22 protein-coding genes and 1 tRNA gene are annotated in these 25,729 nt (G+C 73.3%); 16 read left to right on the top strand and 7 right to left on the bottom strand.

Translation table 11 applies throughout. The features are described 5' to 3' along the window. Positions 1–97: 97 nt before the first annotated feature. Positions 98–3,112, top strand: a complete 3,015-nt coding sequence (locus ACLQ26_RS16630; protein WP_425745270.1) for a S8 family serine peptidase — start codon at positions 98–100, stop codon at positions 3,110–3,112. A gap of 97 nt (positions 3,113–3,209) precedes the next feature. Beyond that, positions 3,210–5,645: an ATP-binding protein gene (locus ACLQ26_RS16625; RefSeq protein WP_425745269.1), complete on the top strand. Its 2,436-nt coding sequence runs from the start codon at positions 3,210–3,212 to the stop codon at positions 5,643–5,645. A gap of 92 nt (positions 5,646–5,737) precedes the next feature. Here ACLQ26_RS16625 and ACLQ26_RS16620 read toward each other — a convergent pair whose 3' ends face one another. Further along, positions 5,738–7,528 carry a bifunctional metallophosphatase/5'-nucleotidase gene (locus ACLQ26_RS16620; protein WP_425745268.1) on the bottom strand — a complete coding sequence of 597 codons (1,791 nt, stop codon included), beginning with the start codon at positions 7,526–7,528 and terminating at the stop codon, positions 5,738–5,740. 168 nt (positions 7,529–7,696) lie between these two features. On the opposite strand from ACLQ26_RS16620, the gene ACLQ26_RS16615 reads away from it, so the two are divergent. After that, positions 7,697–8,599 carry an SDR family oxidoreductase gene (locus ACLQ26_RS16615; protein ID WP_425745267.1) on the top strand — a complete coding sequence of 301 codons (903 nt, stop codon included), beginning with the start codon at positions 7,697–7,699 and terminating at the stop codon, positions 8,597–8,599. Positions 8,600–8,662: 63 nt separating this feature from the next. Here the strand turns inward: ACLQ26_RS16615 and ACLQ26_RS16610 are convergent, their stop codons facing one another. Both ACLQ26_RS16610 and ACLQ26_RS16605 read right to left on the bottom strand, forming a co-directional pair. Then, positions 8,663–9,322, bottom strand: a complete 660-nt coding sequence (locus ACLQ26_RS16610) for a nucleotidyl transferase AbiEii/AbiGii toxin family protein (RefSeq protein ID WP_425745266.1) — start codon at positions 9,320–9,322, stop codon at positions 8,663–8,665. After that, positions 9,319–9,660 (bottom strand): hypothetical protein, encoded by a 342-nt coding sequence (locus ACLQ26_RS16605; protein WP_425745265.1) that lies wholly within the window; start codon positions 9,658–9,660, stop codon positions 9,319–9,321. The genes ACLQ26_RS16610 and ACLQ26_RS16605 overlap by 4 nt, the downstream gene beginning before the upstream one ends. A gap of 154 nt (positions 9,661–9,814) precedes the next feature. Here ACLQ26_RS16605 and ACLQ26_RS16600 point away from each other — a divergent pair, with 154 nt between their 5' ends. From ACLQ26_RS16600 to ACLQ26_RS16545, 12 genes are all read left to right on the top strand, one after another. Beyond that, entirely contained in the window at positions 9,815–10,813 is a 999-nt protein-coding gene (locus tag ACLQ26_RS16600) for an RNA polymerase subunit sigma-70 (protein ID WP_425745264.1), read from the top strand. After that, positions 10,810–11,232, top strand: coding sequence for a DUF6069 family protein (locus ACLQ26_RS16595; RefSeq protein ID WP_425745263.1), 423 nt, complete (start codon positions 10,810–10,812; stop codon positions 11,230–11,232). Before ACLQ26_RS16600 ends, ACLQ26_RS16595 begins: the two co-directional genes overlap by 4 nt. Before the next feature lie 90 nt (positions 11,233–11,322). Further along, positions 11,323–14,595: a formate dehydrogenase gene (gene fdh / locus ACLQ26_RS16590; protein WP_425745262.1), complete on the top strand. Its 3,273-nt coding sequence runs from the start codon at positions 11,323–11,325 to the stop codon at positions 14,593–14,595. Beyond that, positions 14,585–15,781: a 4Fe-4S dicluster domain-containing protein gene (locus tag ACLQ26_RS16585; RefSeq protein WP_425745261.1), complete on the top strand. Its 1,197-nt coding sequence runs from the start codon at positions 14,585–14,587 to the stop codon at positions 15,779–15,781. The genes fdh and ACLQ26_RS16585 overlap by 11 nt, the downstream gene beginning before the upstream one ends. Continuing rightward, positions 15,778–16,974 carry an NrfD/PsrC family molybdoenzyme membrane anchor subunit gene (gene nrfD, locus ACLQ26_RS16580; RefSeq protein WP_425745260.1) on the top strand — a complete coding sequence of 399 codons (1,197 nt, stop codon included), beginning with the start codon at positions 15,778–15,780 and terminating at the stop codon, positions 16,972–16,974. The genes ACLQ26_RS16585 and nrfD overlap by 4 nt, the downstream gene beginning before the upstream one ends. A 34-nt stretch (positions 16,975–17,008) precedes the next feature. Continuing rightward, a tRNA-Sec gene (locus ACLQ26_RS16575) sits at positions 17,009–17,104 on the top strand. 20 nt (positions 17,105–17,124) lie between these two features. Continuing rightward, positions 17,125–18,429, top strand: a complete 1,305-nt coding sequence (gene selA / locus ACLQ26_RS16570) for an L-seryl-tRNA(Sec) selenium transferase (protein WP_425745259.1) — start codon at positions 17,125–17,127, stop codon at positions 18,427–18,429. Between the two features lie 2 nt (positions 18,430–18,431). Continuing rightward, positions 18,432–20,186 carry a selenocysteine-specific translation elongation factor gene (gene selB, locus ACLQ26_RS16565; RefSeq protein WP_425745258.1) on the top strand — a complete coding sequence of 585 codons (1,755 nt, stop codon included), beginning with the start codon at positions 18,432–18,434 and terminating at the stop codon, positions 20,184–20,186. A gap of 72 nt (positions 20,187–20,258) precedes the next feature. Further along, entirely contained in the window at positions 20,259–21,002 is a 744-nt protein-coding gene (locus ACLQ26_RS16560; protein WP_425745257.1) for a hypothetical protein, read from the top strand. A gap of 57 nt (positions 21,003–21,059) precedes the next feature. Then, positions 21,060–21,257 carry a hypothetical protein gene (locus ACLQ26_RS16555; protein ID WP_030327722.1) on the top strand — a complete coding sequence of 66 codons (198 nt, stop codon included), beginning with the start codon at positions 21,060–21,062 and terminating at the stop codon, positions 21,255–21,257. An 80-nt stretch (positions 21,258–21,337) separates the two neighbouring features. Further along, entirely contained in the window at positions 21,338–22,615 is a 1,278-nt protein-coding gene (locus ACLQ26_RS16550) for a hemolysin family protein (RefSeq protein WP_425745256.1), read from the top strand. 73 nt (positions 22,616–22,688) lie between these two features. After that, positions 22,689–22,874: a hypothetical protein gene (locus ACLQ26_RS16545; RefSeq protein ID WP_363686189.1), complete on the top strand. Its 186-nt coding sequence runs from the start codon at positions 22,689–22,691 to the stop codon at positions 22,872–22,874. Between the two features lie 5 nt (positions 22,875–22,879). Here the strand turns inward: ACLQ26_RS16545 and ACLQ26_RS16540 are convergent, their stop codons facing one another. Next, positions 22,880–23,530: a hypothetical protein gene (locus ACLQ26_RS16540; RefSeq protein ID WP_363685795.1), complete on the bottom strand. Its 651-nt coding sequence runs from the start codon at positions 23,528–23,530 to the stop codon at positions 22,880–22,882. 132 nt (positions 23,531–23,662) lie between these two features. Here ACLQ26_RS16540 and ACLQ26_RS16535 point away from each other — a divergent pair, with 132 nt between their 5' ends. After that, positions 23,663–23,869: a hypothetical protein gene (locus ACLQ26_RS16535; protein WP_425745255.1), complete on the top strand. Its 207-nt coding sequence runs from the start codon at positions 23,663–23,665 to the stop codon at positions 23,867–23,869. A gap of 2 nt (positions 23,870–23,871) precedes the next feature. Here ACLQ26_RS16535 and ACLQ26_RS16530 read toward each other — a convergent pair whose 3' ends face one another. From ACLQ26_RS16530 to ACLQ26_RS16520, 3 genes are all read right to left on the bottom strand, one after another. Beyond that, entirely contained in the window at positions 23,872–24,342 is a 471-nt protein-coding gene (locus ACLQ26_RS16530; RefSeq protein WP_425745254.1) for a hypothetical protein, read from the bottom strand. Further along, the gene (locus ACLQ26_RS16525) at positions 24,339–24,551 is read right to left on the bottom strand and encodes a hypothetical protein (RefSeq protein ID WP_007460364.1); all 213 of its coding nucleotides are present in this window, start codon (positions 24,549–24,551) and stop codon (positions 24,339–24,341) included. The genes ACLQ26_RS16530 and ACLQ26_RS16525 overlap by 4 nt, the downstream gene beginning before the upstream one ends. Positions 24,552–24,621: 70 nt before the next feature. Continuing rightward, positions 24,622–25,503 (bottom strand): universal stress protein, encoded by an 882-nt coding sequence (locus ACLQ26_RS16520; RefSeq protein WP_425745253.1) that lies wholly within the window; start codon positions 25,501–25,503, stop codon positions 24,622–24,624. Between the last annotated feature and the right edge of the window lie 226 nt (positions 25,504–25,729).

Below are 25,729 nucleotides of genomic sequence, written 5' to 3'. Positions count from 1 at the left end.
CGTGGCGGCCGGCACCGAACGTGGAGGCAACGACGTGCCACAACCGATCACACATCGGCCCGGACGGACCAGGCGCGGGGTCAGCATGCTGGCCGCCGTGGCGTTGACCGCGGCCGGCCTGACCAGCCTGCCCACCAGCGCCACCGCCGCCCCGACCAGCAGCGGCCCGACCGCCCGGTACCTGGTTCAGCTCGCCGAGGAGCCGTTGGCGACGTACACCGGCGGGGTTGCGGGGATCGCGGCGACCAAGCCGACGCCCGGCGGCAAGCTGAACCGAACCTCCGGCACCGCCAACGCCTACCGTGAGCACCTGCGGCAGAAGCGTACGGCCGTCCTGGACAGCGTCGGCGTGCCGGCCGACCGCACCCGGGTGACCCTGGATACCGCGTTCAACGGCTTCGCCGCGGACCTGACCGGGCCACAGGCCGCCCGGCTGCGCGCGACGCGGGGCGTGCGCGCGGTGTACGAGAGCCACACGGTGCACGCCGCCACCTCACACACCCCCGACTACCTCGGCCTCACCGGCCGCGACGGCGTGTGGAAGCAGGAGTTCGGCGGAGACTCCCACGCCGGCGAGGGCGTCATCGTCGGCGTCATCGACAGCGGGTACTGGCCGGAGAGCGCGAGTTTCGCGGCGCTGCCCAGCCCCCGTCCGGACCAGGCGATCATCGACGCCAAGTGGAAGGGCACCTGCGACGTCGGTGTCGAGGCGCCCGTCGCCTGCAACAACAAGGTGATCGGTGCCCGCTGGTACAACGACAGCGGAATCGCCGACGCGTTCCCGGACGACTACTCCTCGCCCCGGGACCGCAACGGCCACGGCACCCACACCGCCAGCACCGCCGCCGGCAACCACGGCGTACGGGCGACGCAGGGTGGCCGCGACCTCGGCGCGATCTCCGGCATGGCGCCGGCCGCCCGACTGGCGATCTACAAGGCGCTCTACGACAACGGCGCCGGGTCGGCGTCCGGCACGGACATCGACATCGTGCACGCGATCGACGACGCGGTCGCCGACGGCGTGGACGTCATCAACTATTCGATCGGGGACGACAGCGAGCAGTTCGGCGCCGTCGACGCGGCGTTCTTCAACGCGGCGGCCGCCGGAGTGTTCGTGTCCGCTGCTGCCGGCAACTCGGGCCCGTACGCGAACACTGTCGACAACTCGACCCCGTGGGTGACCACGGTGGCGGCCAGCACCACCGACAGGCAGAACAACCGGACGCTCACCCTCGGCAACGGCACCAGGATCACCGGAGCCGGCCTCGGCGAGACGGGTGTCGGGCCGGCACGCCTGGTCTTCGCGCGGGACAGCGCGCTCGACCCGGACGGCGCGTACGGCGCGGGTCTCTGCGCCGACGACACGCTGGACCCGGCCAAGGTAAAGGGCGCGATCGTGCTCTGCCTGCGCGGTGAGATCCCGCGTACCGACAAGAGCATCGAGGTGGCCCGCGCCGGCGGCGTCGGGATGGTGCTCTACAACGACGAGCTGAACTCCCTCAACGCCGACGTGCAGACCGTGCCGACCGTGCACATCAACGAGGTCGACCTGGCCACCGTCACCGCGTACGTCGCGAAGGGCAACGCCACGGCGACCATCTCGCCGAGCAAGCTGGAGACGGTCGAAGCTCCCTCGGTCGCCGCGTTCTCGTCGGCGGGCCCGTCGAACCTGAACGCCGGCGAGCTGCTCAAGCCGGACATCAGCGCACCCGGACAGGACATCGTGGCCGCGTTCTCGCCGTCCATCGGCGGGGAGGACTTCGCACTGGAGTCGGGCACCTCGATGGCGGCGCCGCACATCGCGGGCATCGCCGCCCTGCTGCTGGCCAAGCACCCCGACTGGTCGCCCGCGGCGGTCCGCTCGGCGCTGATGACCAGCGCCACGGACCGGACCGACAAGGGCAACCCGATCAAGATCGGCACCCGGGACGCCACCCCGCTCAACTACGGGGCCGGCCAGGTCGAGCCGGGCAGCGCCTTCGACCCGGGCCTGGTGTACGACTCCCAGCAGCAGGACTGGATCCGGTATCTCTGTGGGGTGTCCGCCGACCGCGGGGGCGACTTCGGGCTCGGCGACCTGGAGGGCTGCGACACGATCGACGCGATCGACACCGCCCAGCTCAACTACCCGTCGATCGCGCTCGGCCGGATGGTGGGCAAGCAGACGGTCACCCGGACCGTCACCAACGTCGGCACCAGGACCAGCACCTACACCTCCTCGGTGCAGGCCCCGCCGGGCTACAAGGCCAAGGTCACCCCGGCGAAGATGCAGATCCGCCCCGGCAGGTCCGCCAGCTTCACTGTGGAGGTCACCAACACCGGCGGCGCGTTCGACACCTGGGCCGACGGCGCGCTCACCTGGACCGACCAGTACGAGCACCGGGTACGCACTCCGCTCGTCGTGCACAACTCCGGGCTGATCGCCCCCGACGCCGTCACCGGCAAGGGCACCTTCGGCAGCGTCCGGATCGCCGCCGAGGTCGGCTACAAGGGGCAGTTGATCTCCCAGCTCTCCGGCCTGACCTCGGGCACCAGCAACGTGGCGACCCTCGAGGGCGACGGGCCGAGCTGGGACTGGAGCACGTCGAACAACCTGCCGGTGCCGCTGCCGGCCTCGATCAGCAGGACCACCCTGCACGTGCCGGCCGGCACTCGCAGCCCTCTCGTGCAGGTGACGTCGGCGCGACCCACCTGCTCCCACATCGACTGGGACGACGAGGAGGGCGTGATGGAGTGCACGGAGTTCAGCCTCAACGTCTACGACAAGGACGGGAAGTTCGTCACCGCCACGGCCAGCGGTCGGGACGGCGCCAAGGTGACGCTGCCGGACGGCGCCGGTGACTACATCGTGGTCGTCGAGCAGGAGTTCACCGAGAACATCGCGGACGGCGTGAACGCGTACACGGTCACCAGCTATCTGCCGGGCGCGCCCGGCACCTCCACCGGCCGGTTCACCATCGACCCGAAGCAGCGCAGCGTCCAGCCGGGCGCGACGGCGAACCTCACCCTGCGCTGGTCCGGACTCCTCCCGGGGCGGCGCTACCTCGGGGTGCTGGAGTTCCGCAACGGCGACGGTTCGCTCAAGACCGTTCCGGTCACCGTCCAGTCCTGACTGTGGCACCGACCCGGCGGGCCGGCGTGTGACCTGAGTCACCGTCGGCCCGCCGGCCGGTCGACAGTCGACGCCGGGGTGATCTGCTCGCCGCACGGTGAGCGGCGGCGACGACGACAACACGACGCGGGGCGGCGGGGGTTCCACCTCCGTCCGCCCCGCGCGCCTGCGCGGACCCGTCGAGTTCGTCGGGCGGACGGCGGAACTGGCCCAGCTCCGCCGGCTCGTCGACGCGGCGCCGTGCCTGGTCCTGCTGGAGGGCGAGCCCGGCATCGGCAAGAGCCGACTGATCAGCGAACTCCTCGCCACGCTTCCCGGCCGCCACCTGGTCGGCGAGTGCGACGACGTCCCGGAGCCCTTTCCGTTAGGCGTACTGCTGGACGCCATCCGGACGGGCGCGGACCGGCTGGGACCGGTCGACGGGCTCAACCCGGTGGCCGGCGCCCTGGCGCCACTCCTGCCCGAACTGGCTGACGTGTTGCCCGCCGCGCCGCCACCGTTGGCCGACCCGGCAGCCGAACGACACCGGCTGCTCCGGGCCGTCGCCGCGGTGCTGACCGCGCTGAGCCCCGCCACGCTGCTTCTCGAAGACCTGCACTGGGCCGACCCGGCGACCTGCGAATTCCTCGGCTACCTCAGCGCCCGTCCGGTGGACGGCCTGGCCGTCGTGCTGACGGCCCGCACGCCGCCGCCGGGCGGCAGCACACCGATCCACGACGTCTTCTCGCGTACGCCCCGGGCGGTCACCCGCGTTCTGTTGGGTCCTCTGGACGCCGACGACGTACGCCGGCTGGCCGCCCGGACCCTGCGGCTGGACGCCCCGTCGCCCCGGCTCACCGCCGCCCTGCTGGACCGCACCGCCGGCATCCCGTTCGTGGTGGAGGAGGTGCTGCGCACGCTCGCCGAGCGGGGCGGCGACCCGCTGGCCGACGACAGCGTGCCGTTCGTCCTGCAGGACGTGCTGCTCTGGCGACTGCGCCCGCTCGACGACGCCACCCGGGATGTGCTCGGCGCCGCCGCCGTGCTGGGCCGCGCGCCTGATCAGCGCGTCCTCGCCGCGGTGCTCGCCCAGGACCGGGCATCCGTGGGCGCGGCGCTCACCGCCGCGCACCGGGCGGGCCTGCTGCACGACACAGGCGAGGGGTTGCGGTTCCGCCACGACCTGGCCCGCCAGGTGGTGTACCACCTGGTACCCCGGGAGACCCGGCAGTGGCTGCACCTACGCGTCGCCCGGGTGCTGGAGCAGGAGTTGCCCAGGCCGGTCGCCCAACTCGCTTACCACTACCGGCTGGCCGGCAGCGGCGCCGACTTCGTCCGCAACGCCGAAGCCGCCGCCGACCTCGCCACCGAGCGCGGCGACGACGCCACCGCCGCCGATTTCCTGCTCCAGACGATGGACGTCGCCGAGCTGCCCCGGCCGGTACGGGCCCGGCTGGCCGGCAAACTCGGTCGGTCGGCGATCGACGGGCTCAGTCAGGCGACCGCGATTCCCGTGCTGGAGCGGCTGTTGGCCGACCGGCGGCTGCCGCCCGGCACCCGGGGCGAGCTGGGTCTGGTGCTCGGGCGGATGCTGCGCCAGCAGGGCGAGGCTCTGCGCGGGTACGCCGAGATCGAACGGGCCGTGCCGTACCTGCGGGCACCGCGCCGCAGGGCCCCGGCCCTCGCGGTCCTGGCGGCGCCCGACACCGTGGTGGGGCGGCACGTGGACGACCACCTGGCCCGGTGCGCGGAGGCGGAGGCCGCCGCCACGGCCAGCCAGGACCCGGCGGCGCACCTCGCGGTACGCATCGCCCGCGCCTCGCTGCTGCTGGAGCTGGGCGACCCGGCGGCGTGGGCGATCGTCGAGGAGCTACGCGGCGCGGTCGCCCTGGCCGACCGGCCCCGGGAACACGCGCGGGCCTGCCTGAACTGGGCGCAGGGCGCTCTGCACGCCGGGCACCTGGATCGGGCCACCGCACTTCTCGCGGACGGCCGCGAGCTGGTCGAGGAGACCGGCTACCAGCGGCTGGCTCCCCTGGTGGAGGTGACGGAGCTGTCGCTGGAGCGGGCTGCCGGACGGTTCGACGGGTTGGCCGAGCGGCTGTCCCGAGTGGTGGCCAGCGCCGAGCGGATGCCTGTCACCCTGCTCGACGCGCGAGCCGAGTTGGCCACCGTGCTGGCCCGCACCGCTGGCAGGGACGGCGAGACACGGCGCGCGGAACAGGCGTTGCGCGAGGTGGTGACCGACGCCAGGCGGGTCGGGGCGATCTGGCCGCTGGTGCAAGGGCTCTCGGCGCTGGCTCGGTTGACCCTGCCCGGACGGCCGGACGAGGCCGTCCGGCACGCCACCGAGGCGCTGACACTGGTGCGGGCCAAGGGAATCCTGGCGTGGGCCGCAGATGCTGTTGTGGTGCTGGCAGAGGCGGCAGTACTGACGGGCGATCCGGCACGCGCCGCGGAGGCGGTCGCCGAGCTGGAGGCCGGGACCGCGGGTAGGGACGCGCCGCTCGCTCTCGCCGCGCTGCGCCGGTGCCGGGAGCTCGTCCCGACCTGAGTCGCCGCAGGCCGAACCGTGGGTGGTGCGGGTGGCGGGGCGCCCGGGGGGGGGCCCCCCCCCCGCCCCGCCGGCGTTGCGCGATCAGAGGATCAGAAGACCGGGACGCCCTCGCGTACGAGCCGCCAGTTGGGCTGGAAGAAGTCGGCCGGGTTGATCGTCCCCTTGGCCTGCGCCCAGTCGATGAGCAGCTGGCGGATCTCCTGCTGCTCGTTGTAGACCTGGGTCTTCACGATGCCGGGGAAGTTGCCGCCGCCGCTGCGCCGGTAGTTGTTCACCGCCACCACGAACTGCGCGTCGTCCGCGACGGGGGTGTCGGTGCCGGGCAGCACCAGTCGGGTGATCCGCTGGCCGACCGGCTTCGCGATGTCGATGTCGTAGTCCAGGCCGGCGATGACGTCGTAGTTGTAGTCCGGCACCGTCGAGTCGTTGATCTGCTCGGTGTCCACGGGGGCACCCGGGGCGAGGGTCCGGAAGTACTTCGCCGAGTACTCCAGGTACGCGCGCACCTCGGCGCCGCTGAGCACGACCGCCTCGAGGGTGTTGTCGTACACGTAGAGCCCGGCCACGTCGCGGATCTTGACGTCGCCGGAGGGGAAGACCGCGGTGCGGCTGAACGGCGAGGCCTGCGAGAGCACCGGCAGCCCGGCGTACTGCGTGCCGGCCAGCGCCTTCGTGACGGTCTCGGCCTGGACGTGGTTGATGAAGTCCAGGATGGGGGTGTCCCTGTAGCGGGACTCCACGGCGGACATCTCCACAGTGGCCTGGGCCACCACCTGGTTCACGTACGCGATGGTCTTCTGGTGTTGCGCGCGCACGGCGGCGAGCACCTTCGGGTCCTCGACCACCGTGTTGGTGTTCAGCATGGTGGCGGCCTTCTTGGTGATCGTCCACCGGCCGTGCTCGCGGGCGAGGGTGAAGTCCATCCGGGTCAGCCGCTGGCCCCACTTGGACGGCTCGGAGAGCAGCACCTGCGCCCCGGTCCGCGCGTTGGTGACGAACCGCTCGACGACCTCGTTGTGGGCGTGCCCGAACAGGATCGCGTCGATCCCCGGCACCTGCTCGGCGATGAGCGCCACCGGGTTCTCGTTCGGCAGTTCCGGGCCGTAGCTGGAGGTGCCGCTGTCGCCGCCGTGCGCGGAGATCAGGACGAGGTCCGCGCCGCGGGCCCGCATGATCGGCACCCACTTCGCGGCGGTCGCCACCATGTCGTCGAAGCGTAGCTTGCCCTCGACGTTGCCCCTGTCCCAGATCGCCACACCGGGGTTGGTCAGGCCGAGGATGCCGACCCGCAGGGTGGGCGCCGCGAAGCCGAGGGAGACCTTCTTGATGACGTACGGCAGGAAGGCGGGCTTGCCGGTCTTCGCGTTGATCGCGTTCGCGGCGAGGGCCGGGAAGCCGAGCTGGCGGATCCACAGGTCCAGCAGCGGCAGGCCGTAGTTGAACTCGTGGTTGCCAAGCGTCACGGCGTCGTAGTCGATGACGTTCATGGCGCGGGCCATCGGGTGCTTCTCGCCGGTGGCGGTGATCGGCTCCTGCTTGGCGTAGTACGTGGCGAGGGGGGTGCCCTGGATGGTGTCGCCGGCGTCGAGCACCAGCGTGGCCTTGCCGCGCCGCTCCCGACGGATCTGGTTGATCAGGGTCGCCAGCTTCGCGACGCCGATGTCGTTGTGCTTGCTGTCGTCGTACTCGGCGTCGCGGTAGTAGTCCCAGTTGTAGACGTTGCCGTGGGTGTCCGACGTGCCGAGCAGGGTGAGGTCCCAGGTGCGCGGGCGGGCCGGGCCCGCCGCCTGCGCGGGGGCGGCGGCGATCAGCGGGGCGGTCGCCGCCGCGGCGGCGCCGGCGAGCACCTGGCGACGCGACGGACCGGATCCAGAGGTCATGACGTGCCTTTCCATGGGGGTGGACGCGCCTCGTGAGCGCCTCGCGCACCATAACCAGCGCCTGTCACTCCCGCCACGCCAGCCCCGGTTTCCGCAGCCTGCGCCCGGGTAGGGCGGTGGGGGAACGGTTGTCGCGGGAGCGGACCCGCGCGGTGCGAGGAGATGTCGGTGAGTGAGGACCAGCACACGCAGCAGGACCCGACCAGCCAGTACGGCCAGCAGTCCGGTTCGCCCAGTCAGCAGCAGGCGCCACCCGGCTCGACAGGGGAGATGACGCCGAAGCCGGACCACGGCGAGGAGTCGTACCGGGGCAGTGGGAAGCTCGACGGCAAGCGGGCGCTGATCACCGGCGGTGACTCGGGGATCGGCCGGGCCGTCGCGATCGCGTTCGCCCGGGAGGGCGCCGACGTGCTCATCTCCTACCTGAGCGAGGAGGAGGACGCCGACGCCTGGGAGACCGTCCGGCTCGTCGAGGGCGCCGGGCGGCGGTGCATCGCGGTCCGCGGCGACATCACCGACGAGGCGCACTGCCAGGAGCTGGTCGACCGGGCGGTACGTGACCTCGGAGGCCTCGACATCCTGGTGAACAACGCGGCGTACCAGATGTCGCAGGACAAGGGCATCCTCGGGATCAGCACCGAGCAGTTCGACCGGGTGCTCAAGACCAACCTGTACGCCATGTTCTGGCTCTGCAAGGCGGCCATCCCGCACCTGGCGCAGGGGTCGGCGATCATCAACACGGCGTCGATCCAGGCGTTCGACCCGTCGCCGCAGTTGGTGGACTACGCCACCACCAAGGCGGGGATCGCCAACTTCACCAAGGCCCTCGCGGCCGACCTGGCCGAGCAGGGCATCCGGGTCAACGCGGTCGCCCCCGGCCCGGTCTGGACGCCGCTGATCCCCTCCACGATGCCGAAGGAGAAGGTGGAGCAGTTCGGCACCGACACCCCGGAGGGCCGGCCGGGTCAGCCGGCGGAGCTGGCCCCGGCGTACGTCTTCTTCGCCTCCCAGGAGTCCAGCTACGTCACCGGCGAGATCCTGGGGGTCACCGGCGGTCGACCGACGAAGTGATCGCACCGCCGGGTGGTCGCCCGTGGGTGACCACCCGGCGGTACGGGTTCGCGGGTGCTGGGGTCAGCGGGGCCAGGTGGTGAAGCGGTGCCGTACCCGCGCGACGTCGTCGGCGCTCAGGCCGTAGCGGCCGAAACGCGTGTCGGACAGCCGGTCCAGGTAGCGCCCGGCGGCTCGCACGTCGGCCGGGTCCAGCGCGGGGTCGACCTGCCGGGCGAGCACCAACAACTGCGTCACGTCGTAGTGTTCCAGCGCCGCGGCCACGTCGATGAAGTCTCGGACCTCCCGTCGGTTGACCAGGGCCGCGATCTTGTTGGCGACCAGGTCGCGCACGTCCATCACCGGGCCGAGGTCCATGACCACCGGGCTCTGCTGCCGGTCGAGGCGGGCCAGGCTGAGCCGGATCTGTCGTCCGTCGCGGCTCACCACGAAGTCCTTCATGTCCTGGCCGTAGCCGTCGAACAGGTCGGCGAGCTCGCTGTCGGGGTCGGCGTCGGTGACGGTGAACCCGGCCCGCTCGAGCGCGACGCGTACCCCGGCGGTGGCCGCCGCGGCAGCGCCCTCGACGTCGGCGAAGAGGTCCACGTCCTCGGTGGGCCGGGCGACCAGGCCGTGCGCGGCCCAGGCCACCCCACCGCCGAGCACGAACCGGTGGGGCCCGGCGGCGGTGAGCGCCACCCGGGCCACCTCCCGGTAGAACTCGTGCAGGTGGGGTGCGATCACGCCGCGCGCAGGCCGCGGTGCCGGCTCTCCCAGGCGAGGCGGACGCCCCGGGGCAGGTTGAGCAACCGCCAGACCCGGCGCAGTGTCCGCCCGTTGATCAGCGTGCGTAGGTCGTCGGTGCTTGCGGTCTCGCGCAGCACGTTCTCGTACATCCAGAGCAGTTGGTCGGGGTCGCCGAGGTCGAAGGTGCGCTCGGCGTTCCACATCAACCGCACCGGCAGCTCCACGACGCCGCGGGTGGGGCCGGTCAGCTCGGTGAGGGTGCGCGCCACGACGGCCGGACGACCCGGGCGGGCCAGGAAGGCCACGCCGGTCGCGGTGGGCGAGACGGCCTGCATGCTGTCAGGGTAACCCCCACCGGTCCCGGTGTCGCTCAGCTACGTTCCTGGGCCCGCGCGGCGGGCGGGCCGAGGAGCCCGCGCCGGCGGTGATGAGTTCTCGCGCCCGCACCCGTCATACCTACGACGGGACACGACGAGACGGGAGCGGGACGTGACAAGTGCCTACACGCGGGAGCCTGTGGACGTGGATGGTCTGGGTGGGGTCGACGAGGCGGCGTTCGCGGGGCTGACGGCTCGGCACCGGCGGGAGCTGCACGTGCACTGTTATCGGATGCTCGGGTCGTTCGAGGACGCCGAGGACGCCGTGCAGGAGACGTTGCTGCGGGCGTGGCGGCGGCGGGAGACCTTCGCGGGGAGGTCGTCGCTGCGGGCCTGGCTGTACCGGATCGCCACGAACGCCTGCCTGGACCTGCTTGCCAGGTGCCGTCCGGAGCCTGCGACGGGTGGCGAGGTGCGGTGGTTGCAGCCGTACCCGGACCGGCTGCTCGACGAGCTGCCGGCGGGCGACGCGGACGAGCCGGAGAGCCTCGCGGTGGCGCGGGAGACGATCGAGCTGGCGTACCTGGTGGCGGTTCAGCACCTCGCGCCGCGCCCACGGGCCGTGCTGATCCTGCGGGACGTGCTGGGCTGGCCGGCGAGGGACGTCGCGGAGCTGCTCGGGGACTCCGTGAACTCGGTGAACAGCGCGTTGCAGCGGGCCCGCGCCGGTATGCGTGAGCATCTGCCCGCCGAGCGGCAGGACTGGACCGGCGGTGACGGGGACGCGCAGACGCGCGAGCTGGTGCGCCGCTTCACCGACGCGAGCGTGGCCAAGGACATCGACGGGCTGGCCGCGATGCTGCGCGACGATGTGCGCTGTTCGATGCCGCCCACCCCCGGCGTCCACGTCGGCCGCGACGCGGTGGTGCACGACTGGGTCGAGGATGGTTTCGCGGACCTGGGGCGCCTGCGCGGCGTACCGACCGCGGTGAACCGGCAGCCCGCCGTCGCCTTCTACCTGTGGCGGGAGTCCGAGGACGCGTACCTGCCGCTGACCATCGACGTCCTGCGCGTCACCGGCGGGGCGGTCGCCGAGATCGTCACCTTCCACGACGACCAGTTCCCGCTGCTCGGGCTGCCGCAGCGCCTGCCGGCGGACGGTGCACGGTGACAGTCGCGGCCCGGGCCGGCCGCGTCGGCCGACTGCGTGGGCTCGCCGGCACCGGCGTCCTCGCCACGCTCGTGGCGATGGTGGTCACCACAGTCGCGGCCGCGCTCGCCCGGGCCGTTGGCGTCGACTTCGAGGTCCCCGACGGTGGGGAGGCGATTCCGCTGCCCGGGTTCGCCGTGGTGACCGGGTTCTTCTCGGTCGTGGGCGTCGTCATCGCCGCCGCTCTGCTGCGGTGGAGCGCGCGTCCGGCCGCGCGATGGGTGTGGACGGCGGTGTCGCTGACCGCGATCTCGCTGGTCCCGCCCCTGGTCAGCGGGGCGAACGCCGCCACCGCCGCCGCCCTCGTCGGGCTGCACCTCGTCGCCGCGGCGGTGCTGGTCCCGGCCGTGGCGTGGCGCCTGCGCGCCCGCGCCGACTGACCATTCGCGACCCGGCGCCCCCTCGATTCGCGAAGAGTCCTCGTCTGACCTATGTTCGTGGGGTCGCTCGCGTGGGAGGGGGTGTCGGGGATGGGTCTGCGGACGTTCATCGAGGGTTGGCCGGTGTATCGGCAGCTCACCGGCACCGACCCGTTGGGCCGGGGCGCTGCCGCCAAGTCGGCGCGCTCGGCCGGTCTGACCGCTCGCACCGAGGCCGCCGAGAGCGTGGCCCGGTCCGTCTGCCCGTACTGCGCCGTGGGGTGTGGTCAGCGGGTGTACGTCGCCGACGGGCAGGTCACGCAGATCGAGGGTGATCCGGACAGTCCGATCTCGCGGGGTCGGTTGTGTCCGAAGGGCGCGGCGAGCAAGAGCCTGGTGACCAGTCCGCTGCGGCAGACGACTGTCCGCTACCGGCGGCCGTACTCGACGCAGTGGGAGGACCTGGACCTCGACACCGCGCTCGACATGATCGCCGACCGGATGCTCGCCGCCCGCGAGCAGACCTGGGAGGACGCCGACGAGCAGGGCCGGCCGCTCAACCGGACACTGGGTTTCGCCAGTCTGGGTGGGGCGACGCTGGACAACGAGGAGAACTACCTCATCAAGAAGTTGTTCACCGCGATGGGGGCGTTGCAGATCGAGAACCAGGCCCGTATTTGACACTCCGCCACCGTCCCCGGTCTGGGGGCCAGCTTCGGTCGTGGCGGTGCGACGGATTTCCAGCAGGACATCGCCAACGCTGACGTCATCGTCATCCAGGGTTCGAACATGGCGGAAGCGCATCCGGTGGGGTTCCAGTGGGTGATGGAGGCCAAGCGCCGTGGGGCGAAGGTGTTCCACGTCGATCCGCGGTTCACGCGGACGAGCGCGGTGGCGGACGCGTACCTGCCGATCCGTGCCGGCACCGACATCGCCCTGCTCGGCGGCGTGGTGCGCTACATCCTCGACAACGAGCTGGACTTCCGCGAGTACGTGCTGGCCTACACCAACGCGGCGACGATCGTCAGTGAGCGGTTCAGCGACACCGAGGACGGTGACGGGTTCTTCTCCGGCTTCGACCCGGAGACCGGCACCTACGTCCAGGACAGCTGGCAGTACGAGGGCAACGAGGACTCCTCCGGCAGTGGGCACACGGCCAAGGAGCGCGACAGCGCGGCCGGGCTGGAGCACGAGTCGCACGGCGCGCCGGTGGGCGGCCAGACCCAGCGGGACGAGACGTTGCAGCATCCGCGCTGCGTCTACCAGATCCTCAAGCGACACTTCTCCCGCTACACGCCGGAGATGGTGGAGCGGGTCTGCGGCATCCCGCAGGACAAGTTCCTGGAGCTGGCCCAGGCGTGGACGGCCAACTCGGGCCGGGACCGCACCGGCATGCTGATCTACTCGGTGGGCTGGACGCAGCACAGCGTGGGCGTGCAGTACATCCGTACCGGGGCGATCATCCAGTTGCTGCTGGGCAACATGGGCCGCCCGGGTGGCGGGGTGATGGCCCTGCGCGGGCACGCCAGCATCCAGGGCTCCACGGACATCCCGACGTTGTTCAACCTGCTGCCCGGCTACCTGCCGATGCCGCACCACGCCGACCACCCCACGTTCGACGAGTGGGTGGACAGCATCCGGCACCCCGGGCAGAAGGGCTTCTGGGGCAACGCCCGGTCGTTCGCGGCCAGCTTGCTCAAGGCGTACTGGGGTGACGCGGCGACACCGGAGAACGACTACTGCTACGGCTACCTGCCGCGACTGACCGGCGACCACGGCACCTACCAGCAGGTGCTCAACATGATCGACGGGAAGATCAAGGGGTACTTCCTGCTCGGGCAGAACCCTGCCGTGGGCTCGGCGCACGGGCGCGCGCAGCGCCTGGGCATGGCCAACCTGGACTGGCTTGTCGTCCGGGACCTGTTCATGATCGAGAGCGCGACGTTCTGGCAGAACGGGCCCGAGGTGGCCACCGGCGAGATCGTGCCCGAGGAGTGCCGAACCGAGGTGTTCTTCCTGCCCGCCGCCTCGCACGTGGAGAAGGAGGGCACGTTCACCCAGACGCAGCGCCTGTTGCAGTGGCGGGAGAAGGCCGTCGAGCCGCCGGGCGACGCCCGCTCCGAGCTGTGGTTCTTCTACCACCTCGGGCGCAGGCTGCGCGAGAAGTTGGCCGCCTCGCCGCTGCCGCGCGACCGGGCGCTGCTCGACCTCACCTGGGACTACCCCACGCACGGCCCGCACGCGGAGCCGAGCGCCGAGTCGGTCCTTCGCGAGATCAACGGGTACGACGTGACGACCGGGCGTCCACTGTCCAGTTTCGCCGAGGCCCGTGCGGACGGCTCCACCGCGATCGGCTGCTGGATCTACACAGGTGTGTACGCAGACGGCGTCAACCAGGCCGCCCGGCGCAAATCCCGACACGAGCAGGACTGGGTGGCCGCCGAGTGGGGCTGGGCCTGGCCGGCGAACCGCCGCATCCTCTACAACCGTGCCTCGGCCGACCCGGACGGCAACCCGTGGAGCGAGCGCAAGCGCTACGTGTGGTGGGACGCGGAGAAGGCCGAGTGGACCGGCTACGACGTGCCGGACTTCGAGAAGACCAAACCGCCGTCGTACCGGCCGCCGGCCGGCGCGTCCGGTACGGAGGGCATCGCCGGTGACGATCCGTTCGTCATGCAGGGCGACGGCAAGGGCTGGCTGTACGCGCCCAGTGGCGTGCTGGACGGCCCGCTGCCGACGCACTACGAGCCGGTGGAGTCGCCGGTGCGTAACCCGCTGTACCGGCAGCAGGCCAACCCGACCCGCAAGTCGTACGCGCACCCGGTGAACTCGGTCAACCCGAGCCCGCCGCAGGAGCACAGCCAGGTCTTCCCGTACGTGTTCACTGTCAGCCGGCTCACCGAGCACCACACCGCCGGTGGGATGAGCCGCACTGTGCGTCCGCTGGCCGAGCTGCAGCCGGAGATGTTCGTCGAGGTGTCACCCGAGTTGGCCGCCGAGGCCGGTCTGGCGCATCTGGGGTGGGCGCACCTGATCAGCGGGCGCGCGGTCATCGAGGCGAAGGTGCTGGTGACCGACCGGCTCACTCCGCTGCGGGTGGACGGTCGGATCATCCACCAGCTCTGGTTGCCGTACCACTTCGGTTTCGAGGGTCTGGTGACCGGCGACTCGGCCAACGACCTGTTCGGCATCACCCTCGACCCCAACGTCCTCATCCAGGAGAGCAAGATCGGTACCTGTGACGTCCGGTCGGGCCGCCGGCCCACCGGGAAGGCGTTGCTCGACCTGGTCGCCGACTACCAGCGGCGCGCCGGGATCACACCGGGCGGACACGCGCCTGCCGTCACCACCGACCAGGACGTGGAGGGGCGCGATGGTTCCTGACCCGAACAGCCTCTACGGGCCGCTCGATCCGGCGCCGGACGCCGGCTACACGAACGCGCCGCCGCGGATGGGGTTCTTCACCGACACGAGCGTGTGTATCGGGTGCAAGGCGTGCGAGGTGGCCTGCAAGGAGTGGAACGGCGTTCCGGGAAGTGGTCTGGATCTGCTGGGCATGTCGTACGACAACACCGGCGCGTTGACGGCGAACTCGTGGCGGCACGTCGCGTTCATCGAGCAGCCGCGCCCGACGGGGCACGGCAGCGCGGCGTTCGCGGGCACACCGACAGGCGCGACGGTCAGCGCGGCGTCGGCGGCGGTCGCCGCCGGCACCGCCGGCCCGACCGGCACCGAGCCGGGCCTGCCGCCCGGGTCACCGTCGGCCGCCGCGCGCATGACCAACGGCACCCGGCCCGACGGCACCCCGCCCGGCACCGGCCACGATGGCCGGCTCGACGTGCTCGGCGACCCGGTAGGCGCGCACGACCCCGGCGCACACCCCGTCACGGGCCACGGCCCCACCGCTGCGGCCGGGACCACCGGCGGCGCGGGCCCGCAGTTCCTGGGGATGCCGGGTGGGCAGCCTCCGGGGCGGGGTACGGGTGTGGAGCAGCGGTCGGATTTTCGGTGGTTGATGATGTCGGATGTGTGCAAGCACTGCACGCATGCGGCCTGCCTGGACGTCTGTCCCACTGGGTCGTTGTTCCGGACGGAGTTCGGGACGGTGGTGGTGCAGGAGGACATCTGCAACGGCTGTGGTTACTGCATTTCGGCGTGTCCGTACGGGGTGATCGATCAGCGTAAGGATGATGGTCGGGCGTGGAAGTGCACGCTGTGTTATGACCGGTTGGGTGCGGGGATGACGCCGGCGTGTGCGCAGGCGTGTCCGACGGAGTCGATCCAGTACGGCGAGCTGGACGAGTTGCGGGAGCGGGCCGCCGCGCGGGTGGCGAAGCTCCACGAGCATGGAGTGCCCGAGGCGCGGTTGTACGGGCACGACCCGAACGACGGCGTCGGTGGTGATGGCGCGTTCTTCCTGCTGTTGGACGAGCCGGAGGTGTACGGGCTGCCACCGGATCCGATCGTGACGACCCGGGACCTGCCGGCGATGTGGAAACGTGCCGGCCTCGCCGCGCTGGCCATGACGGCGGCGACCGTCGCCGCGTTCGTCGTCGGAGGATCCTCGTGAGCGCACGCCGCCTTGAGGTGGGCGACCGGTTCCGCCGTTTCCGCGACCGGCTGGCCGCAGACGGCCCACCGCTGCCGACGCCTACCGGCCACGATGCCCCGACGAGCAGTGGCCCGGTCGACGCCGCGACCGGCCTGGCGTCGCGCACCGGCAACGGCAGCCGGGCCGGGACCAGCGGACCGGACAGCCGGCGGCCCCGTCGTCGGGGCGGTCGCCGTGGTGGCGGCGGCGAGGAGCTGCGGGTCCCGGAGGCCGAGTTCACCTCGTACTACGGCCGGCCCGTCCTCAAGGCGCCGGTCTGGAAGTGGGACATCGCCGCGTACCTGTTCACCGGTGGGCTGGCCGCCGGCTCGTCGCTGCTCGGCGCGGGAGGGCAGCTCACCGGCCGGCCGGTGCTGCGCCGCGCCGGCCGGGTCACCGCGCTGGGCGCCGTCAGCGCCAGCGCCGTCTTCCTGATCCGGGACCTGGGCCGCCCGGAGCGGTTCCACCACATGCTGCGGGTGGCCAAGCCGACCTCGCCCATGTCGGTGGGCACCTGGATCCTCACCGCGTTCGGGCCGGCCGCCGGGGTGGCGGCGGTCGCCGAGGCCGCCGGCTGGCTGCCCCGACGAGGGCTGCTCGGGTTGGTCGGCCGGGCACTGCCGCCGGCCGGGCACGCCGCCGGGCTCGTCGCCGCCGCCACCGCGCCGGCGCTGGCCACGTACACGGGGGTGCTGCTCGCCGACACGGCGGTGCCGTCGTGGCATGAGGCGTACCCCGAGTTGCCTGTCATCTTCGCGGGCAGCGCGCTGGCCAGCGGCGCCGCGGTGGGGCTGCTCGCCGCGCCGCCGGCGCAGGCCGGGCCGGCCCGCCGGATGGCGGTGGCCGGTGCGGCCCTGGAACTGTTCGGCGCGCACCGCGTGGAGACGCGCCTGGGGTTGCTCAGCGAGCCCTACCGGTCGGGGCGGCCCGGTCGGCTGCTGCGCGCCGGTCGGCTGTTGACCGTCGCCGGTGTGGCCGGGGCGCTGCTCGGGCGGCGCAGTCGGGCGGCGGGCGCGATGTCGGGAGCTGCGTTGCTGGGCGCGTCGGTGGCCACCCGGTTCGGCATCTTCTACGGCGGTGTCGCGTCGGCGCGGGATCCGCGCTACACGATGGTGCCGCAACGCGAGCGGGTGAACGCGCGGCGGACCGGGGTGGATCCGGCGGCTGACTGAGCGGCGGCTCCGGCGTTGTGATCGAATGTGCGACGGAGGCGTTCAGGCGGCTGGTGCCCCTCCCGGTCTTCAAAACCGGTGTGGTCCGGGACCCGGGCCAGGCGGGTTCGATTCCCGTCCGTCTCCGCCAACGGCGGCAGGAGTGACGTGATGGGCGACGGCAGCGTGGACCCGCGACGTCGGGTGCCCCGCACCGACACGCTGCTCGCCGACCCGAGTCTGGCCGCGGCCGTCGCGACCCTCGGCCGGGACCGGGTCAAGGCCGCCGTCGTCCAGGCGCAGGAGCGGGCCCGCCGCGGTGAGATCGAGCCCGACGAGGTCCGCGACGCGGCACTCGCCGGACTGCCCGCCTCGGGTCCCCGCACGGTGCTCAACGCCACAGGCGTCGTGCTGCACACCAATCTGGGCCGGGCGCCGCTGTCACCCACCGCCGTGGCCGCGGTCGTGGCGGCCACCGGGCACACCGACGTCGAGCTGGACCTGCGCACGGGCCGGCGGGCGCGTCGCGGCCGGGACGCGCTCGACGCGCTGGCCGCCGCCGTGCCGGACGCCGCCGCCGTGCACGTGGTCAACAACGGTGCCGCCGCGCTGGTACTGGCCGCCACCGCGCTGGCCGCCGGTCGGGAGATCGTGGTCAGCCGCGGCGAACTGGTCGAGATCGGTGACGGTTTCCGCCTGCCGGACCTGCTGGAGAGCACCGGCGCCCGCCTACGCGAGGTGGGCACCACCAACCGCACCACGCTCGACGACTACGCCGCTGCCGTCGGCCCGCAGACCGGGTTCGTGCTCAAGGTGCACCCGTCGAACTTCCAGATCACCGGCTTCACCTCGGCCACGCCGGTACGCCAACTGGCCACGCTCGCCGTGCCTGTGGTCGCCGACATCGGCTCCGGGCTGCTCGCGCCGGACCCGCTGCTGCCCGACGAACCGGACGCCGCCGGCGCCCTGCGCGCCGGCGCGACGCTCGTCACCGCGAGCGGCGACAAACTGCTCGGCGGCCCCCAGGCCGGTCTGCTGCTCGGCGACGCCGCCCTCGTCGAACGGCTGCGCCGCCACCCGCTGGCCCGGGCGCTGCGTGTGGACAAGCTGACCCTGGCCGCGCTGGCCGCCACCCTGCACCGCCCGGACACCCCGACGCGGGCCGCGCTGCACGCCGACCCGGCCGCCCTGCGCCGCCGGGTGGAGCTGCTGCGGGACCGGCTCGGCGCGGACGGCCGCAAGGCGGAGGTCGTCCCGGCGGTCGCCGTGGTCGGCGGCGGCGGCGGCCCCGGCGTCGAGTTGGACTCGTGGGCGCTGAGCCTGCCCGAGCGGTACGCCGTGCCACTACGCACCGGGGACCAACCGGTGCTCGGCCGGGTGGTGCGGGGCCGGCTCCTGCTCGACCTGCGCTGTGTTCCCGTCGACGCCGACGAGGCGGTCCTGGCGGCGGTGCTGCGCGTTCCCGGAGACGACTGAGCATGTTCGTCGTCGCCACCGCCGGGCACGTCGACCACGGCAAGTCGACACTGGTCCGGGCGTTGACCGGGATGGAACCCGACCGGTGGGCCGAGGAACGCCGCCGGGGCATGACCATCGACCTGGGGTTCGCCTGGACGACGCTGCCGTCCGGCGCCACCATCGCCTTCGTCGACGTGCCCGGGCACGAACGGTTCGTGCCGAACATGCTCGCGGGGGTCGGCCCGGTGCCGGCCGCGTTGCTCGTGGTCGCCGCCGACGAGGGGTGGATGCCACAGTCCGCCGAGCACCTCGCCGCGCTCGACGCGCTCGGCGTCGGGCACGGACTGCTGGTGGTGACCCGCGCGGACCTGGCCGACCCCGCGCCGGCGGCGGAACACGCCCGCGCGGAGATCGCGGCGAGCAGCCTCGGCGCGGTGGAGACGGTGGCCGTCAGTGGACTGACCGGCGCCGGCCTGCCGGAGTTGCGCACCGCGCTGGACCGGCTCGCCGCCCGGCTGCCCGCCCCCACCGTGGACGCTCCGGTGCGTCTCTGGGTGGACCGCAGTTTCACCGTGCGAGGCAGCGGCACCGTCGTCACCGGCACCCTGGGCGCCGGCCGGGTGCGCGTCGGCGACGAGTTGGAGTTGGCCGGGGCCGACGAGACGGTGCGCGTTCGCGGCCTGCACTCCCTTGGCGAGGCCCGCCCCGAGGCGACCGCCGTGGCGCGGGTCGCGGTCAACCTGCGCGGTACGCCCCGCGACCGGCTCGGCCGCGGCGACGCGCTGCTCACCCCGGGCCGGTTCCACCGCACCGACGTCATCGACGTACGGCTCACCGGCGACCCGGCCGCCGACCTGCCCGCCACCCTCACCCTGCACGTGGGGTCGGCGGCGGTGCCGGTGCGCGTACGACCGCTCGGCGCGGACACCGTCCGGCTGCGGCTGGCCCGCCCGTTGCCGCTGCTGGTCGGCGACCGGGCGCTGCTGCGTGACCCCGGCCGACACCACGTGGCCGGCGGTGTGCGGGTCCTCGACGTGGCGCCGCCGCCGCTGTCACGTCGAGGTGCGGCCGCCGCCCGCGCGACGGTCCTGGCCGGCCTCGACGGTAGCCCCGACCTGGCCGGTGAGCTGCGCCGCCGTCGGCTCGTCCGGGTCGGCGCGCTGCGGCGGATGGGTGTGCCGGTGCAGGCCACGCCGGTGGCCGGTGACTGGCTGGCCGACCCGGCGCACTGGCAGCGGCTCGGCGTGCAGCTCACCGAGGAGGTCGGCCGCTACGCCCGGGAGCACCCGTTGGAGCCGGGCATGCCCGTGGACGCGCTGCGACAACGCCTCGCCCTGCCCGACCGGGCGCTTGTCGAGGCGCTGATCCGCCCGCCGCTGCGGGTCCACGGTGGCCGGATTGGAACGGCCGCCGTCGACACCCTCCCGGAGCCGGTGGCACGGGCCGTGCGGCGGCTGCGCGCCGAGTACGCCGACCGGCCGTTCCGCGCCCCCGAGGCGGACCGCCTCGTCGACCTGGGCCTGGGCCCCCGGGAGATCGGTGCGGCGGTACGCGCCGGCGCGCTGCTGCGGCTGGCCGACAGCGTGGTGCTGCTGCCCGACGCGCTCGACGCGGCGGTGCCCGTGCTGGCCGGGCTGCCCCAGCCGTTCACCCTGTCGGCGGCCCGGCAGGCGTTGGACACCACCCGCCGGGTGGCGGTCCCGCTGCTGGAACTGCTGGACCGGCGTGGCGCCACCCGCCGCCTGCCCGACGACGCCCGGATCGTCGTCACCTGAGCGTGCGACGCGCGGCCCGGTCGCGGCGTTCTCGGGGCTGACGGGAGTGCGTCCGGCTGCCATGGTGGGGGGATGATCGAGCTGTCTCCGGCCCCAACGCGGCCGTCCGGCGGCCGGTGGCGGGGCCTCGTCCCGGTCGCGTTGCGGTGGGCGTTGCCGGTGCTGTGGGTGCTGTGGGCCTCGCTGGCCTGGTGGGTAGCGCCACGTGAGGCGACAGCGGCGCAGCTTGACCGGGATCTGGCGGCCGGCCGGGTGGTGACCTTCCAACGGGCGTCGGGCTGGGTCGACGACGACGCGTACTGGGGCAGCCGCCCGCAGCCCCGGTACGACACGCGGGGCGGCATGCTCGCCTGGAGCGTGCCGAGCGGCCAGGTCCGGTACGCCTTCGTCGAGCCACCCGAGGAGCAGGCGGACCCCGGCGGGCCGGAGTCGACGGAGCAACCCGCCGGGTCGGACGCGCGACTCGCAGCGGTGGCGGACCCGTGGCAAACCAGCGGCGTTGCCGCGCATCGGATCGCCGAGACGGCCGGGCTGCTCGCCGGCGCGGTGACCCTGCTGTGGCTGGTCCGGCTCGTCGGGGGCGCCCCACCGTTGGTCGGCACCCGCTGGTTCTGGTTCTGGATCGGGCTCCTCCCGTTCGGGGTGGGCGTGCTGGCCTGGTCGTACCGCGAGATGTGGAGACCACCCTCGGAGCCGCCGCCCGATCGCGGCTCGGGGTGGCGCGGTGTCGGTTGGTTGCTGCTCGCCGGGCTCGGCATCGCCGCCCTGGTGTCCGCCGCGCGTGCGCTGCTCGGCGTCGCGGTGGTGCCGGGCTGATCCCCGGTGCCGGGCTAACCGGCCCCCCGACCGTCGACGGTCACCTACGGTGACGCCATGGACCCTTCGGCGGTCTGGCGGGACCGGCAGCACCGGTGGCGGATCGAGGCGTACCGAGCGCCGGACCTGCGGTTCGCCATCTACGCGACAAACGGTCCCACCGAGTCGGTGCCGCTCTGGCTGTTCGGCATGTCGGCGCTGGCCCGGTGGTTGATGACCCACGCCATCTCGCTTGACGACCTGGAGGTCGACTGAGGGCCCGGACGGCCGGAAACCGGACCCGGAGCCGGGCACGCTGCGGTTAGGTGACCTGAGGTGGTCAACGGGGGTGCGCGGTGGGCGGTCAGCTGGGGCAGGTGGCGCTGGTGGCCGTGCTGGTGCTTGTCAACGCCGCGCTGTCCGGCAGCGAGATGGCGCTGGTGACGTTGCGGGAGGGGCAGCTGCGGCGGTTGGGTCGGCGCACCCGCGCCGGTGAGCGGCTGGTCCGGCTCTCCCGCGACCCGAACCGCTACCTGGGAACCATCCAGCTCGGCATCACCCTGGCCGGGTTCCTCGCCTCGGCGGCCGCGGCGGTGTCGCTGGCGCAGCCGCTTGTCGCTCCGTTGGGCTTCCTCGGCGCGGCGGCCCGCCCGGCCGCGGTGCTGCTGGTGACGGTGGCGCTGACCTTCGTCACGCTGGTGCTGGGCGAGCTGGCGCCCAAGCGGCTGGCCATGCAGCGCGCCGAGCGGTGGGCGCTGCTCAGCGCCGGGCCGCTGGACCTGCTCGCCCGGGTGTCGCGTCCGGCGGTGTGGCTGCTCAGTTGGGCGACCGACAGGGTGGTCCGGCTGGCCGGCGGGGACCCCCGGGCCAGCCGGGAGGAGATGACCGAGGAGGAGCTGCGGGAGATGCTTGTCAGTCAGCGGGGCCTGTCGGCGCAGCAGCGGGAGATCCTGACCGGGGCGTTCGACATCGCCGGTCGGACGCTGCGGGAGATCCTGGTGGCCCGCCGGGAGGTGACCACGCTGCCGACCGACCTGCCCGCCGACGAGGGGGTACGCCGACTGGCCGGCGCGGGCCGGTCCCGTGCCCCGGTGACCGGCCCCGGCGGTCTGGACGAGGTGCTCGGCGTGGTGCACATCCGCGACCTGGTGCGGGCCGGTGCCGGGACGGTGGGGGAGCGGGTCCGGTCGCCGTTGCTGCTGCCGGTCACCCTGCCGGTGGCCGACGCGCTGCGCCGGCTGCGCCAGGAACACCAGCAACTGGCCCTCGTCGTCGACGAGCACGGCGGCATCGACGGCATCGTCACGCTTGAGGATCTGCTGGCCGAGGTCGTCGGCGAGCTGTACGACGAAACCGACCGCGATGTGCGCGGCGTGATCCGGGAACGGGACGGGTCGCTGCTGGTGCCCGGCGACTTCCCCCTGCACGACCTGCCCGATCTGGGGGTGCGACTGAGCTTCCCGCTGTCGCGGGAGTACACGACGGTGGCCGGGCTGGTGCTGGCACGGTTGGGTCACCTGCCGGGAGAACCGGGCGAGACGGTGCGGTTGCCCGGCCTGACCATGGAGGTGGTGGAGGTCGCCGACCGGGCCGTGCGGCGGGTGCGGCTGCGCGGCTTCGTTCCGGACCACTGACCGTGTCGCCCGGACGGGGGACAGGACGCCCGAAAAGACCCGCCGTGGTTGCCCGCTGCCTACCGTGCGGTAGGTGAAGGACCGAGGTTTGCGTACGTTCGTCACCGTGCTCGCCGGCCTCGCGGTGATCTACTTCGGCAGCGCCGGCCGCAGCCCCGAGGAGGGCCGTGGCATCTCCGGCGGGGTGATCATCCTGGCGCTGCTCGCCGCGCTCGGCGTGTGGCACCTGACCCGACCGGGTGACAAGACCGTCAAGTGAACGCCTCACCCGGCGGCGACGCGGGTGACCTCGCCGGCGGACTCCTCGCCGAGCGCCACCCGCACCAGCGCCGAGGCGAGCCGACCGAAGTCCGGTTCGTCGACCAACCCGGCCAGCCGGTCCGGTGAGCCCGGCAGGCCCAGCCGCTTCGCGCCGGCGAGGGCGCGACGGTCGGCGTACGGGCGGAGGTCGGACCACACCGTCTGTGCCTCGCGCAGGTAGATGTCCGCGCCGGTGGGTCCGATGCCGGGGAATTCGGTGAGTCGTCGACGAAGCCCGGCCGGGTCGCCCTGGGCGTCGCGGTGCAGCCGCCGGAGGTCGCCGTGCCAGCGGTCCAGACACAGGCGGGCACCGGTGCCGAGCATGGTGGCGGTGCGCTCGTCGTAGCGGCGGTAGTGACCGCGGCCCAGCGCGTCGACCCGTTGTTGCCAGCTCGCGGCCTCCATCGCCTGCGGTGTGCGGTAGCCGGCCGCGAACAGCTCCCGCGCGGCGTCGATCGCCACGCACGCCCGGATCCGTGTGCTCAGCAGGGTGGCCAGCACCAGCAGCTGGTACAGCGGACCGGGGCGGTCGGACAGCCGGATGCCGGCCTCCTCCGCGTACGTGTGGCGGCGCCGGTCCAGCAGGACCCGCACCACCGCTCGATCGTCACCCACACCGCACGGGTACCCGCCCCGGGCCCGGCTAGCCCTTCCGAGGCGGGCCGGGACCGGAATGGCACCGGTTCGGGCGGGTATGCCGCCGCTGGAGGCGGTCGATGCCGACTGCCGTACCGGGAGGAGACGCTCGTGGTCAACCCGCAGCAGGAGGAGTTCCGGCGTAACGCCAAGGGAGCGACGAGTCAGGACAGCAAGGGGCCCCAGCCGACCGGGCACCCACGCAACAGTGGCACGTCGCGCGGCGACGCCGGCCGGCCGGTGCCCAGGGGGCAGGTGTCGCCGTACGGCCCGGCGGGTGAGCCGGTCGCCGAGGACGACAGCGACACCCGCTCCTAACGTCAGCGATCGGACGGCCGCCGCAACCTGTTCCAGGTGGCGGCGGCCGTCAGACCGTACGCCAGGTGCGGGATGATGTCGGAGATCCAGTCGGAGCGCCGCCAGGTGCGCGGGTCGCTGATGCCCAGCACGGTGATGGACCCGTCGGTCATCGCCATCACGCCGGCGCCGAGCAGGCCGGTCGCCAGCGGCAAGGGCTGACGCCGACCACCGGCGTAGGCGGCGAACGCCACGCCGGCGGCGATGCCCAGCCCGTAGCCGACCAGGGCACCGAGCCCCGAGCGGCGGTTCGCCGCCCGGGGCCCCGACCCCAGGTCCACGTGCGCGATGCCGGCGAGCCTGTCGACGGTCTGCTCCGGCGTGCTGCTCGCCGGTCGTGCCCGCAGGGCGATGTCCAGGAAGCCGACCACGTTGAGCGCGGTGCTGCCGACGGCGCCCGCGATGGCGCCGTCGGCCAGGTCGACCGCCCTCACTTCGGGTCGCCCGGTTCGCGTTCACTCTTGGGGCCGTAGGTGCGCTCGCCGCGGACGACACCCCGTTGGCCGCGATCCTCCTGCAGGATCCGGTTCGCGACCTGGTTGGCCTTGCCGTCGGGTACCCGGCGTCCGGAATCGTCGATAGCGTTGCGCATCCGCGCGCGCTGCTTGTCGTACGCGTTGCTGCCCGGCCGTGGTCCTGGCATCTGCTGCCTCCTTCGTCGCCGTTGGCGTACCGCGGCCGTCTACCCGTCTGGCGGCGGTACAACCCCGGGGTCAGCGGGGCCAGCGGACCACGGCGACCGGGCAGCGGGCGTGGTGCAGCACCGACTGGCTCACCGACCCCAGCAGCAACCCGGTCACCTCGCCGCGCCCCTGCCCCCCGACGACGATCAGTTGGGCGGTGCCCGACGCCTCCGCGAGGACCGCGCCGGCGCGGCCGTGCGTCGCCCGCCAGGTCAGCCGCAGTCCCGGGTGGCGCTCGGTCAGCCCGTCCAGCCAGCCGGTGAGCATCCGTTCCTGCTCGCCGTGCAGCTGCGCCTCGTCGTACACCAGGGGTTGCATGTCACCGGGGCCGCTGCTGCCGGGGTGGCGGTAGGCGTGCACGGCGCGCAGCGGCACGCCGCGCGTCAGCGCGGTCTCCGCGGCGAACTCGGCTGCCAGCCGGGACGCCGCCGAGCCGTCCATCGCCACCACCACCGGTTCGTCGGGCCGCTGGTCGCCGCGGGCGACCAGCACCGGGCAGTCGGCGTACGCGCAGACCTGCACCGCGACCGAGCCGACGACAAGCGTGGAGAAGCCACCGAGCCCGCGGTCGCCGAGGACGACGAGCGCGGCGGTGGGGGACTCGCCCACGAGCACCGCGGACGCCTCGCCGTCGATGATCTCGCCGGAGACCGTCAGGCCGGGTGCGGTCGCCTCGGCCTCGGCCACCGCGGCGCGGACCAGTTCCTGGGCCCGCTGGCGCAGTCCGGCGCCGGGCGGGGCGTCGGGCGCGGGGGAGACGGGCACGTGCAGCAGCGGCCAGACGAACCCGTGCACCACCCGCAGCGGCCGGTGCCGGCGCACGGCCTCGGCGGCGGCCAGGCGCACCGCGCGCAGGGACGGCTCCGAGCCGTCCACGCCGACCACCACCGCCGCGCTGTCCGCCGAGTTCACCGTGCACCTCCCGCCGGGCCAGTATCGCGGGCGTGGCGGCGCGGCGGAGCGATACCGCAGGTCGGGATCGTCCCGGTGCACCGGTGGCGGCTCGCCCGCCGACGTGCCGGGCGCCGTCCACGGCGTCCTCGCGGCGCGGGGTGCCGGCTGACCCGCGGCGACGGGTTGTCCGGCGTCGTCCGTATGATGCTTGCCCTGTAGCAAGCTTCTGGAGGGACGACCAACC

This window comes from Micromonospora sp. DT43 (assembly GCF_049841645.1).
GTDB lineage: Bacteria > Actinomycetota > Actinomycetes > Mycobacteriales > Micromonosporaceae > Micromonospora.
This window is presented reverse-complemented; position numbering and strand designations above follow the sequence as displayed.